Origin of the sequence: Acinetobacter sp. V102_4 (genome assembly GCF_031799005.1) — a bacterium.
Lineage (GTDB): Bacteria > Pseudomonadota > Gammaproteobacteria > Pseudomonadales > Moraxellaceae > Acinetobacter > Acinetobacter calcoaceticus.
Genome location: NZ_JAVQNR010000034.1, coordinates 117,266 through 130,968 on the forward strand (window position 1 = coordinate 117,266; position 13,703 = coordinate 130,968).

Sequence of the window (13,703 nt, forward strand, 5' to 3'; positions counted from 1 at the left end):
AAATTAGTCCTCCAAAGAAAGATGTGCTGTGGCAAGCATTGGTTTTAGTCGTGCTAGAAGCCAAATACTAAAGATTGCACTAAGTACAGCTGTAATAATAAAAAGTATTTTAATATCAATTTTTAAAACACTTAAGATTAAAATTGAAAAAATTGCAGAAGAAACCATAAAAACGGCATTTAAAATGTTATTAGCCGCAACAACACGGGCACGATGTGAGCGCGGAGAATAAGCCTGCATCATGGCATAAAGCGGAACAATATAAAAACCGCCGCTAATCCCCAGTAAAGTCACTGCTAACATTACATGATAGTAAACCCAGCCTTGAGTGAAAATATCTTTTAATGTAAGTAATGCCCCAGTTCTTTCGGGTACAAAAGCTAAACTGGCAGCAAGGTAAAGCGCAAAAACGGTAAGGCCAATCGCACCAATTGGTACCATTTTAATATTAATTTCTGAGCCACCAATTTTACGGCAAAGCAGAGACCCGACCCCAATACCGACTGAAAAGAAAGTAAGTAAAAGGCTGACCACATTTTCTGATGCATGCAGATTTTGTTGAGTGAGCTGCGGAATTTGCGTTAAATAAGTAGCGCCATAAAACCAATACCATGAGTTACCTAACAAAATGGTGAACACTAAAGGTAAGCTTTTAGCATATTTAATCGTTTGAAAACTCGTGCGAAGAAAATTCCAATCAATCTTTAAATCGGGAGCAGCAACTTTCTGTGGCAAGATGAAGCGACTACATAAATAGCCAATACAAGCAATAATTACAACAGTAAGACTAATCCACAATAAGTTCCCATGTGATGATGCAATTACAGCACCACCTAAAATCATCCCAAATAAAATTGCCATTGAAGTGCCCGATTGAAACAGAGCATTACCGGACATTAACTCGTGCGGTTTTAAAATTTCAGGCAAAATTGCGTACTTGATAGGGCCAAAGAATGTTGAATGTGTACCCATTAAGAATAAAGCAAGAAGAAGCAACCATAAGTGCCCCAATAAAAAACCAGCAGAACCAATGAGCATAATAATAATTTCTAAAATTTTTATGCCACGGACGAGTTGAGAACGCTCATATTTATCTGCAATTTGTCCAGCAGTGGCCGAAAAAAAGAAATAGGGCAAAATAAACAAGAGAGCTGCTAAATTATTAAGGGTACTTACTGGGGCAGATTGTTGCTGAATCAAACCATAGGTAATCACTAATAATAAAGCTTGCTTAAAAACGTTATCATTTAATGCGCCAAAAAACTGGGTAAAAAACATCGGTACGAACCGACGTGATGTCATCAGGTGCTCATCTTGTTTCATCATGTGCAAACTTCATTGTGTTTTATAAAAAAATGTGACCGATTGTTAATTTGCAGAGAAAACCATGTATGATATTTTTAACGCTTGATTAAATGAAAAATCAATGGTTTTGAGTGAGTTTTACACTCACCTTGGTGCGTTTTATTAAAAAATAAGTCTAGAGTTTTCTATGCCTTCTAAAATTAAGTTTAAACAGTCAACTCTCGCTCATTCTATGCATTTAATTTTAAAAATGCAGGGGATTCCTAAACTTATTTGTAGCAGCTTGTTGTTAAGTGTTTGTGTAACGCCAAGTTTTGCTCAAACTTCTGTTGCAGCTAGTTCGTCAACTGCAAGCCCAACTGTGTCTGATACTTCAGCAGAACAATTAGCTTCGGTGGATCAGCAAAATACTGCGCCAATTACAGATATTGCTACACTTGTGACTCAAGCTCAGCAACAACAAGATAGCTTGGCTATATTGCAACAACAAGAACAATTTCCAAATCAAATTGACGAATTTAAGCCAATTACACTGGATAATCTCGAAGATTTACCAGATATGCCTGTTGACCAAAACATGGCAAATGAAATTTATAGGGTAGCGGAAGAAGCTAAAAATGAAGCGCAGAGTTTTCAAAATGGCACTCAGAAGCTACCTGAAGTAACGGTAAGTGATGCAACGCAGTCTGAAATACAAGAAATTAAACAAGCACCTGTAAATATTGACCAGCTTATGCAAGAGATTCAATCTGATAGCAAGATTGTAGTCGAAGCCAATGAAACAGGAAAAACCTTACCAGAGTTAACGCCAGAGACCGATGAACCACCTGAACACGCGGGTTTCTTTAAGCGTATTTTAAATAAAGTGCGTCCGCCACGTGCAATTCCAATGGAACAAGTACCGCGTATTAGTGCAGAAGTAAGTGGTGCTTCAGATGTGCTGGCTAAAAACATTAAAGGTAAGCTATCGACATTTACTCAAGAGTCATTTGAAGATTTCAATGCAGCTTTACCTCAACTCAGAACGTTAAGTAATCAGGCCGCACAAGCAGTTGGTTATTATAATGCTGAGTTCCGCTTTGAAAAATTAAGTTCGAGTCGGGTTCGTGTAAATGTGACGCCAAATGAACCAGTACGAATTAATGAGCAAAATATTGAATTTACTGGTGCGGGTGAAAAGCAACCACAGTTTCAGGTTATTCGTTTAGTTCCTGATCAGGATGTTGGTGACATTTTTAACCATGGTTTATATGAAACCACTAAAAGTCGTATTGTTGATGCCGCATCTAATAATGGTTATTTTGATGCTTACTGGCGTTTGCATGATGTGAAAGTGAGTCAGCCAGAAAATAAGGCTGATATTAACTTACGCTATGAAACAGGTGAGCGTTACAAATTAGATAAGGTTGAGTTTCGGATGAGTGATCCATCGAAACCTTTGCCATTAAATTTGAATATTTTAGAAAGTATGGCGCCTTGGAAAGATGGTGATGACTATGCATTTTGGCGAGTAAATGTGTTAGCAAACAACCTAACAAACTCTCGTTATTTTAATTACACTTTGGTTGATAGTATCAAACCTGATCCAATTGAAAAACAACTTGAGTTACCGCCAGATTTGCAGGCTTTAGTGGATGAGCAAAACATTGATGTTGATGAGTCTAATTTACTTTCACCTGAACAACGACAACTGGCTAAAGCACGTCAATTAGCGACATCTAATAAAGAAGTTACACAAAACGTAGTCGATGAAAAACAGTTTGCAGGAACACAAAAGGCCAAAGAGGCAGAACCTCAAACTGCTATGTTGCAAAGTGCGTCAGTTCAGCAGGATGAACAAGAAACTGAACAGGACCGCTTGCAAGCACAAGCACGTGAAACTAAAAGAATTCCAGTCATTGTGACTTTAAATGCAGATAAGCTAAATAGTTTAGAAACGGGTGTTGGTTACGGCACCGATACAGGCGCACGTTTACGTAGTCAGTATCGCCGTTCTATTGTCAATAAATATGGTCATTCATTTGATGCCAACTTAGAAGTTTCGCAAATTCGTCAATCTATTGATGGCCGATATAGTATTCCCTATAAACACCCGTTAAATGATTACTTTAACATTGTGGGCGGATATGAGCGTGAAACACGTGATGATATTGGTCCAGATGTAAGTTTACTTACAGAATCCGCTGTTGTTGGTGGAGAGCGTATCATTAAACGTCCGTTAGGGAACTGGCAACATACTTTTGGGGTCCGCTATCGTTTAGACCGTTTAACCCAACAGGGTAATGTTGATATTTCTGAATTACCAGATGCTTTTAAAACTGCCGCATCAGAGCAAGAAGCATTATTATTTAGTTATGAAACTTCTAAAACTTCTAGTAATACACGTTTGAATCCAACTAAGGCTTTTAAACAAACCTATAAAGTAGAATTAGGTAGCGAGAGTTTACTATCCGATGCCAATATGGCAATAGCAAGTGCGGGTTGGAGATTTATTTATTCTCTTGGCGAAAATGATGATCATCAATTCGTTGGAAGATCTGACCTTAGCTACATTTTTACCGATGACTTTGACAAAGTTCCGTACAATCTTAGATTCTTTACGGGTGGTGACCAAACCATTCGTGGGTTTGACTATAAGAGTCTTTCCCCAGAAATAGATGGATATAAAATTGGGGGACAAGCTTTGGCTGTCGGTTCTTTAGAATATAACTATCAGTTTAAGGACGGTTGGCGAGCCGCTATTTTCTCTGACTTTGGTAATGCCTATGATAAAGACTTTAGTAATCCAGCAGCTTATAGCGTTGGGGTTGGAATTCGCTGGAAGTCTCCAATCGGGCCAATCCGTTTAGATGTCGCTTCGGGTATTTCAGATGAAAACCATCCGATTCGTTTACATTTCTTTATAGGCCCACAACTTTAAAAATAAAATTTTATTAGGTTTATTTTATGGCGGATGTAGAACAGCAGCCAACTTCGGCACCTAGTTCACCTAAGAAGCGGCGCATTTTGCGTAGTTTCGTGCTGACGATATTGATCATATTTTTATTATTAGCGTCTTCGTTAGTGATCATGATGTCAACAGATCGCGGAAGTCGTTTTTTATTAGATCGGGTTTTAGAAGCTCAGAAAATAATTAAATATGAATACGAAGGCGGGAACTTACTGCGCGGAATTATTCTTAAGAATGTTTTGGTGCAATTAAAGGACGTTGATGTTTCATTAGATAGAGCTGACGTAGGCTTAGGATGGCGCTCTTTATTATTAGAAAAAGAAGTGCATTTGAGCCATGCAGATGTGCGTAACTTACGTATTATTAATAAAACTCCGCCCTCTGGTAAAGCATTTGAATTTAAGCCCATTAAGTTGCCATTTGTTCTACGTGTTGATGAAGCCGATGTTGATCATTTAGAGATTAAGTTAGCGACCTCAGATGTAAGTTTTCATGATGTTCATTTGCAAGATGCAGTTTGGTCAGAGACTAAACTGGAATTTGAAAAATCTAGTATGGATATGGGCTATCTTTCAGTCCACAATGCCACAGGAAAAATGGATTTTAGTGGTAAATATCCATTAAATGCGACAGCAGATTTAAGAATCCCATCTTTAAAAAGTTTAAATATTCAAAATATTAAAGTCGTAGCTCGCGGAAGTTTAGATACTTTAAAAGCTGGTGTTGCAACAACAACTCCCGATTTGTTAACAGGTTGGGTGGTATTGCATCCTGTTCGTGATGAAGTTCCAATGCAAGGTCAGTTATTACTCAAAAATTATCACTTACCTTTATTAGTTGAACAAAAATTATTTGCAAAAAATGGTGTGATCAAGTTTCAAGGCGATATTAAACAACTTAATTTAGCAGTTGATACAGATTTAAAGGGTGAGAATTTACCTGAAGGTCAATACAACGCTTTAATGAATACTGACTTGGTTCATCAACTTAATATTACCGATTTTAATGGCCAAGTCATGAAAGGGGCTGTTAACCTTAAAGGTTTGGTGAGCTGGAAAGATCATGTTATTTGGGATATCAAAGGCCGTTTAGACCATATTAATCCTAAAGACAAAGCAATTCCTCAGGTTGTTCAAGACTTTTTACCACCAAGTTTAGATGCTGCTGTTGCTTCAACCGGCTCTTTGGAAAAAGGTACTGAAGTATTTGCTAATGTTGATTTTGATCGTTACGAGTCTTGGAAACTTAAGTTTAATCAGGCGCCAGAAAAAAATAATAAGCCTCAACCGATGCTCATGAATGTAGCTTGGACGAAAATAGACCGTGCAATGCCTTATATTGGATGGTTAAGCAGTGACAGTGGTCAGGTTGATTTAACATTACGTGATGGTCAGCAAGATATTAAAGTGGCTACAAAAGTATATCAGCATGAAAAAACTTTATTGCCAGCAGGGCAATATCTAGCCAATTTGGATGTTAAAGATAATGTTTTAAATATTCCCAATTTTAGTTTTACTGCTGAAAAAGGTAGTTTAACTGGTCAGGCTAAAGTGTTGCTTCCTACCGAAAAACGTCAGTTGGTTTGGAACGCATTGTTAAATGCAAAAGATTTTAACCCACAAAGTATTCATGCGGCAGCACCAGTTAATCTTTTAAATGGTTCGATTAAAGCGAATGGTTTTGCTAAACCAAACCAGCAAATCATTCAATTTGAGAAAATTGATTTAACTGGTCGACTGGCTCAAGCAGGTCAAGAGACTGTAACTTTAGGTGGTAAAAGTACAGCAGCATTATTATTCCATGATGTGAAAGCTGGTGGTGGCTTTAAAGGTTTTGCAGTTAATTATGATGGATCTTTAAAAGCCTTAAAACAGGCAAATGGTTTATTGAAGTTTTCTATAGCAGGTACGCCAGATTTTATTCGAATTAACCAGTTACAACATGATGGTGTAGCTGGGAAAATCTATGCGACAGGTTCTGTAAATTTAAAAGATCGCATTGCATGGGATATTAATAGTTCATTGGTACGCTTTAAACCACAATATTTTGTCTCAAGTATTAAAGGTGAACTTTCAGGGAATCTGAAAACCCAAGGGGTTTGGTCAGATCATTTGAAACGAATTAATATTCAGCAATTGAATCTTGCAGGCTTTATAAATAATAAACCTGTTCGCGGTAAGGGTAATTTATCTTTATTGATGGACTCTAATCAAAAGGGCTTTTTACCTCAGCAGTTTGAAGCCAATAATTTATTTTTAGTGTACGGCCAGAATCAGCTACAAGCGACAGGTAATGCACAAAATCTAAAAATCAAGCTCAATGCCCCCGCACTCTACGAGTTATATCCGGGGTTGCGTGGTCGAGCTTATGGCGACCTAAATGTTCAATCACAACCACGTTTAAAAGCAACAGCAAATATCGCGGTAGATAACTTTGCATTTAATACTTTAGTAAGTGTGAAGCGGTTGAGTATTCAAGGGGAGCTTCCAACATCGGAAACAACACCGACTCAATTAACCGCAAAATTAGATAATTTGCGGAGTGGAAATAGACAAATTCAGTCTGCCGAATTGAATTTAACTGGAACAAGAAAAGCGCATCTATTGAAAGTACTCGGCAATAATAGTATTTCCAAATTCTATGTTCAGTTGGCGGGCGGGTTTAACCAAAATAATGATTGGTTAGGTCAAATTCAGAAAGGAAGTTTTGATTCAAAACGCATTCGTTTAGCACAAAATCAAAATGCTCCAGTGATTTATTCTTCTGCAAGGTCTGAGCTATATGTAGGTCAACACTGCTGGCAAAGTGCGAATAGCCAGCTCTGCTTTGACCAGCCAGTACGAGTAAGTAAGGCCCGCGGTAATATTTCATTTGTAACTCAAAACATGGATTTAAGTGACTTCGCGGCATTTATGCCAGAGGGCTTAGCGATGACTGGACAATTAAATGGTTATGCCAAGGCATCGTGGGTAAATGGAGGCAATCCAAAACTTGACGCACGTTTAATTACACGTAAAGGTGAAATTGGTTTAGCTGCTGAAGATCCTCAAGACCCTGCAACTACTCTGGCTTATGATGAGCTAAGTGTTATTGCAAAAAGTGTATCAGAAGGTCTATTGTTCCGTGTTGATGTTAAAACACCTGATATTGGTACGGGATATGCGAATGTTATTATCAATCCATTCCAGCCATCAATGCCAATGCATGGTGAGGTCGCTTTTAATGATGTTCAATTAAAAGTCTTGAAACCATTTATTCAAGATGTCCGCACACTAAGTGGAACCTTGGCTTTAGCAGGTAAGGTCAATGGTACATTAACTCAGCCACAGTTTACTGGTGAAATGCGTCTGAAAAATGGTGCAATCAGTATGATTTCGCTGCCAGTTAATTTAACTAATGTTCAGGTTTACTCATCAATTCGTCAGAACATGGCAACCATTGATGGCGCGTTTAACAGTGGTCAAGGTGTGGGGCTTTTAAAAGGCAGTTTTGAATGGAAAGATGCACCGCGTCTTCAATTAAACCTCAAAGGTGATAATTTACTTGTACGTCAGGCGCCACTAATTACTGCAATTGCCAATCCAAACCTTACACTTGATATGTATCCTTTCGATAAGCGTTTAAGCTTAAAAGGATCGGTGGATATTCCTCGTGCGCGAATTTCAATGCCAGAAACAACTGCTCCAGTCATTAATACCTCATCAGATGTCCGCATAGTTCGACAAGGCCAAGACCCGCTTGCAATTTTACGTGCTGCTAAACCTTGGGATATTCGAGCTGATATTGCTGTTAATATTGGAAAACAAGTGATATTCCAAGGCTTTAACAGTAATATTCCATTAGTTGGTCGCCTAAATTTAAGCCAACGTGGCTATGAGACTGCAATGAGAGCTAACGGGGCAATTGGTGTCAGTCAAAAAGTGAAAATTGAAGCTTATGGACAAAGTCTAGATTTGAATCGAGCGATTGCGCGTTTTAATGGTCCATTGGCAAACCCAACATTAGATATAGATGCAAACAAAAATGTTCAGGGTAGTATGGTTGGGGTACGTGTTACAGGTACTGCGACATCGCCAAACATTCAGGTTTATAATGATGCAGGACTATCTGAGCAAGAAGCATTAAATGCGCTCGTTACGGGACGTATTAATGAAGGTTCAAGTGGTTTAAGTAATGCGGAAGGGTTTAAATCTGATGTAAATAACACCATTGCTGCTGCGGGTATCAGTATGGGCTTGGGCGGTACACGTGCCTTAACTAACCAGATTGGACGTACTTTCGGTCTAAGTGGATTAGCTTTAGATGCTCAAGGTACAGGTGATGATACTCAGGTGAGTTTAACTGGCTATATTACACCTGATCTGTTTATTCGTTATGGTGTAGGTGTGTTTACTCCAGTCAACAAGCTTACGTTACGTTATCAAATGAACCGCCGTTTATATTTAGAAGCGAGTCAATCTTTAGAAAGAGCGATCGATTTATTCTACAATTGGCGCTTCTAAATGTATGAATTAAAAGCTCACTTCAAGTGGGCTTTTAATTTAATAACACCTTCATAATATTTAAAAAAGTTGAATATTTACTATATAAACCATCGATTCTCTTAAAAGTAAGCAAACCTTGAGCTGACCTCTGATTAAAGAAAATTCACTTGAAAATTGCTGTTTTATAAATTAGTTTTCAGAAACATTAAATGAAATTAGATTGATAATACCTTGTTGATAAGTGCAAATAAGGTGAGTTTTTCAAGGAAATAAACGTGAAAATAGATACTTATGTTGAAATAAAATATGGCAAGGACAACGATACAAATATTAAATATCGTGGGCTAATTCACAAGTTAACAGCAACATTGTCGTTGACGCTTTTGTCATTTGGATGGTGCTCCACTGTAAATGCTGCACAGCAACAAATCGCTTTAGTGGGAACATGGACATCTATCCCTGATGCACCGCTTGTGCAAAAACCCAAACAAGCCAGTGAAGGTCTGTACCAGCTTCAAGTGAATAGCGATGGGACTTTAACTCCTGTTAAGGTGTTGAAAATGAAAAGTCCTTCTTGGGTTGTAAAATCGAAAGATGGTCGTTTTGCCTATACCACTAATGAAGAAAATGAAGGAGCGGTGACTGCATTATCAGTTCAAAATGGTAAGGTAGAAGTGTTGAACACAGTGAATAGCCATGGCGGACATCCAACACACGCATCAATCGGTTTAGATGGTAAATTCCTGTTTGTGTCGAACTATTCAGCATTCGATAAAGGACGTGGTGGTGTGGCCGTTTTGCCAATTTTGCCAAATGGTCATTTGGGTGAAATGGTTCAAAATATTGTTTTCGCGGAAGGTTCTGGTCATGTCAAAGGCCGTCAGGAGAGTGGTCATGCACATTCGACAACTTTCAGCCCAGATGGTAAGTATTTATATGCGAGCGACCTTGGAAATGACAAAGTCTATACCTTTCGTTATAACTCGAATAAGCCTCAACCACTCGAAGCGGACAGCAGCCGAGATGTGACTTTTAAGCACGGTTCTGGCCCGCGCCATATGGTCTTTTCACCAAATGGCAAACATGCGTACATTACCGCAGAAATGCGAAGTGAAATTGTGACATTTAACGTACAAGATGGTCATTTGAAAAAAGTAGCTGAGCTAAAACTAATTCATGAGGACAAAACACCTGAATTTAAGAGTGCGAGTGGAATTATCCTCAGTCCAAATGGCAAATATGTGATTGCTGCTAATCGTGGTGCAGACAACAAACTTTTGGTATTTAAAATTCAACAAAATGGATTGCTAGGTAAACCAACAGTTTATAAAGCGAATGGTGTTGAACCACGGGCTTTCTCATTCGATGCGTCTGGTAAATATCTTTATGTAACCAATGTTTTTACTAATAACATTAGCTTGTTCCGTTTTGATGCCAACAAAGGCACATTAAAACCCGCTGGTGATGCAGCAAAAATATCAACACCGACTGATATCAAATTTTTTAATTAACCAGACTCATGAAACTGGCATTTCTAATGCTTGTATAAAAAGACCGAGGTTTTTATCTCGGTTTTTTTATGGCAATTTTTGCAAAAATGATGATTTTCCGTATGATATCAACAGCAATAATTAGTGTAGTGAAATGATGAAAAAGATTTTATTGATTGCAGTGAGCTTGTTGTTTGTTGGTTGTTCAGAAAAGAAGCCTTTAACCCCCGAAGAGCAGTGGCATGGCTTTTGTACTAGCGTAGGAAATGCAGCGAGAAGTATTGTTTTTGATCGTCAGCAAGCAATTGAAAAAACTCAAGCAGTTGAGCATGCAAATAAGATTGAAGATGACATTACGAAAAAATTTATTCTTAATGTTATTGAAAAAGTTTATGCAATTCCAAAAGAAGAACTGACTAAAGATTCTCAAGCACTCCAAGAAAAAGTTAGAAAGCAAGCGATGGATGAGTGTTTGGCAACACCTCATGACAAAATGCCAAAATATAAATCGTTCTAAATGTGTAAGGTTATTGAATTTCCTCTCATGTAAGGTGTTTTTGCTTAAAAATAGCCCAGATTTGGCTAATATGCTTATTATTTATACATGGGTATTTAGATACAAAATAATGGGCATCACGGAGAAACACCCCGTTTTCATTAACTTTTACCTTGAACTCTAGTAAACTTTTGTAGTCCATATTACTTGTGAAGCTTTTTAAGAAAGCTGGAATTTGCAAGTAATTTTTCAAAAAAAGAGGAATGAACACCGTGCTAGAAGCTTACCGCCAACACGTTGAAGAACGTGCCGCACTCGGAGTCCCACCGAAGCCACTTGATGATGCTCAAACAGCTCAGCTTGTTGAACTATTAAAAAATCCACCAGCAGGCGAAGAAGCGTTCTTGGTTGATTTGCTTGAAAACCGTGTTCCTGCAGGTGTTGACCAAGCAGCTTACGTAAAGGCAGCGTTCTTGGCAGCAATTGCAAAAGGCGAAGCAACTTCATCACTAGTTTCTAAAGAACGTGCTGTTTACTTACTTGGCACGATGCTTGGTGGTTATAACGTAGCACCACTTGTTGAGCTTCTTGACAATGCTGAACTTGCAAGCCTAGCTGCTGAAGCGTTGAAGAAAACACTTCTTGTATTTGATGCATTCCATGACGTAGCAGATAAAGCAAAAGCGGGTAATGCCAATGCTAAAGCTGTTTTACAATCTTGGGCAGACGCAGAATGGTTCACAAGCCGTCCTGACGTTCCAGAAGAAATTAAAATCACTGTGTTCAAAGTAACTGGTGAGACAAATACTGATGACTTGTCTCCAGCACAAGATGCTTGGAGCCGTCCAGATATCCCATTACACGCAAATGCAATGTTGAAAAACGAGCGTGATGGTATCAATCCTGAAAAACCAGGTGAAGTTGGTCCATTAAACCAAATTAAAGAACTCATCGCGAAAGGCAACCAAGTTGCTTATGTTGGTGACGTTGTTGGTACAGGTTCTTCACGTAAATCTGCAACTAACTCTGTACTTTGGTTCTTCGGTGACGAACTTCCACACATTCCAAACAAAAAAGATGGTGGTGTGTGCTTAGGTTCTAAAATCGCTCCAATTTTCTTTAATACAATGGAAGATGCAGGTGCATTACCTGTAGAAATCGACGTTGCTAACATGAACATGGGCGACGAAGTTGTATTGAAAATTGACCACGCTGCTGCAAAAGTTACTGCTTTTAAAGATGGCGTACAAATTTCAGAAGCAGAACTTAAAACTCCAGTACTTTTAGATGAAGTACGTGCTGGTGGTCGTATTAACTTGATCATTGGTCGTGGTTTAACAACTAAAGCACGTGAAGAATTAGGTCTTGCACCTTCTACATTGTTCCGCACACCTGTACAACCTGCTGACACTGGTAAAGGCTTCACGCAAGCTCAGAAGATGGTTGGCCGTGCATGTGGTTTAGCTGAAGGTCAAGGTATCCGTCCGGGTACTTACTGTGAACCTAAGATGACTACAGTTGGTTCTCAAGATACAACTGGTCCAATGACTCGTGACGAGTTAAAAGACTTAGCTTGCTTGGGCTTCTCTGCTGACTTGGTAATGCAGTCTTTCTGTCACACTGCTGCTTATCCAAAACCAGTTGACGTAACAACTCACCATACATTACCTGACTTCATCATGAACCGTGGTGGTGTATCTTTACGCCCAGGTGACGGTATTATCCACTCTTGGTTAAACCGTATGTTACTTCCAGATACAGTTGGTACTGGTGGTGACTCACATACTCGTTTCCCAATTGGTATTTCATTTCCTGCGGGTTCTGGTCTTGTTGCGTTCGCAGCTGCAACTGGTGTTATGCCACTTGATATGCCAGAGTCTGTACTTGTTAAGTTCAAAGGTAAAATGCAACCTGGTATCACTTTACGTGACCTTGTACATGCAATTCCTTACTACGCGATTCAAGCGGGTGACTTAACTGTAGAGAAGAAAGGTAAGAAAAACATCTTCTCTGGTCGTATCCTTGAGATCGATTTATCAGAAATGGAAAATGACTTGACTGTTGAGCAAGCATTCGAACTTTCTGATGCATCTGCTGAACGTTCTGCTGCTGGCTGTTCAATCACACTTTCTGAAGAGAAAGTTGCTGAATACTTACGTTCTAACATCACCATGTTGAAGTGGATGATCGCAGAAGGTTATGGCGATGCTCGTACAATGGCGCGCCGTGCTGAAAACATGCAGAAGTGGTTAGATAACCCAAGCTTGTTGAAAGCTGATGCTGATGCTGAATACTTAAAAGTTTACGAAATCGATCTTGCTGACATCAAAGAACCAATTCTTTGCTGCCCGAACGATCCAGATGACGCTAAACTTCTTTCTGACGTTCAAGGCGACAAGATTGATGAAGTATTCATCGGTTCTTGTATGACTAACATTGGTCACTTCCGTGCAGCGGGTCAGTTACTTGACAAAGTACCTAGTGGCTCACTGTCTACTCGTTTATGGTTGGCTCCACCAACACGTATGGACGAGCACCAATTAATGGAAGAAGGCTTATACAACATCTATGGCCGTGCTGGTGCGCGTACAGAGATGCCAGGTTGTTCACTTTGTATGGGTAACCAAGCACGTGTAGCACCGAACACAACATGTGTATCGACTTCTACTCGTAACTTCCCGAACCGTTTAGGTCAAGGTGCAAACGTTTACTTAGCTTCTGCTGAGCTTGCATCTGTAGCTGCGGTTCTTGGTAAATTACCAAGCCCAGAAGAATATCAACAGTACGCATCGCAAATCGACAGCGCTTCTGCTGACATCTACAAATACTTAAACTTCGACAAGATGAGCGAATATACTAAAGAAGCTGATCAAGTTGATACTAAGAAAATCCAAGCTGCTCAATTGACTTAATGAGATATGATTAAGAAAAGCTGATAGGCTTTTCCCTAGCGCAAGAGCAAAGCTATGCTTTGCTTG

The 13,703-nt window shown here is 39.1% G+C and carries 5 protein-coding genes and 2 pseudogenes; 6 read left to right on the forward strand and 1 reads right to left on the reverse strand.

Annotated elements, in window-relative coordinates; translation table 11 throughout:
• Positions 1-3 precede the first annotated feature (3 nt).
• Complete coding sequence (locus RMB13_RS05500) at positions 4-1,326, reverse strand: MFS transporter (RefSeq protein WP_311084622.1); 1,323 nt, start codon at positions 1,324-1,326, stop codon at positions 4-6.
• A gap of 166 nt (positions 1,327-1,492) precedes the next feature.
• Between RMB13_RS05500 and RMB13_RS21825 the strand changes: the two are divergent.
• The 6 genes and pseudogenes from RMB13_RS21825 to RMB13_RS05525 form a co-directional block, all read left to right on the forward strand.
• Positions 1,493-3,073 (forward strand): annotated as a pseudogene (locus tag RMB13_RS21825) (POTRA domain-containing protein); the annotation flags it as partial.
• A 90-nt stretch (positions 3,074-3,163) separates the two neighbouring features.
• Positions 3,164-4,225: pseudogene (locus tag RMB13_RS21830) on the forward strand (autotransporter assembly complex protein TamA); the annotation flags it as partial.
• 26 nt (positions 4,226-4,251) lie between these two features.
• Positions 4,252-8,757: a translocation/assembly module TamB domain-containing protein gene (locus RMB13_RS05510; protein WP_311084624.1), complete on the forward strand. Its 4,506-nt coding sequence runs from the start codon at positions 4,252-4,254 to the stop codon at positions 8,755-8,757.
• Positions 8,758-9,014: 257 nt separating this feature from the next.
• Entirely contained in the window at positions 9,015-10,250 is a 1,236-nt protein-coding gene (locus tag RMB13_RS05515) for a lactonase family protein (protein WP_311084625.1), read from the forward strand.
• A 133-nt stretch (positions 10,251-10,383) separates the two neighbouring features.
• Positions 10,384-10,746 (forward strand): hypothetical protein, encoded by a 363-nt coding sequence (locus RMB13_RS05520; RefSeq protein WP_080027383.1) that lies wholly within the window; start codon positions 10,384-10,386, stop codon positions 10,744-10,746.
• A 251-nt stretch (positions 10,747-10,997) separates the two neighbouring features.
• Positions 10,998-13,637, forward strand: a complete 2,640-nt coding sequence (locus RMB13_RS05525; RefSeq protein ID WP_311084626.1) for a bifunctional aconitate hydratase 2/2-methylisocitrate dehydratase — start codon at positions 10,998-11,000, stop codon at positions 13,635-13,637.
• Positions 13,638-13,703: the final 66 nt, after the last annotated feature.

What these genes read in the sequence shown, in the direction of transcription:
- RMB13_RS05510 (WP_311084624.1), top strand. Translation starts at nt 4,252, where the DNA reads ATGGCGGATGTAGAACAGCAGCCAACTTCGGCACCTAGTTCACCTAAG.
- RMB13_RS05500 (WP_311084622.1), bottom strand. Translation starts at nt 1,326, where the DNA reads ATGATGAAACAAGATGAGCACCTGATGACATCACGTCGGTTCGTACCG.
- RMB13_RS05520 (WP_080027383.1), top strand. Translation starts at nt 10,384, where the DNA reads ATGATGAAAAAGATTTTATTGATTGCAGTGAGCTTGTTGTTTGTTGGT.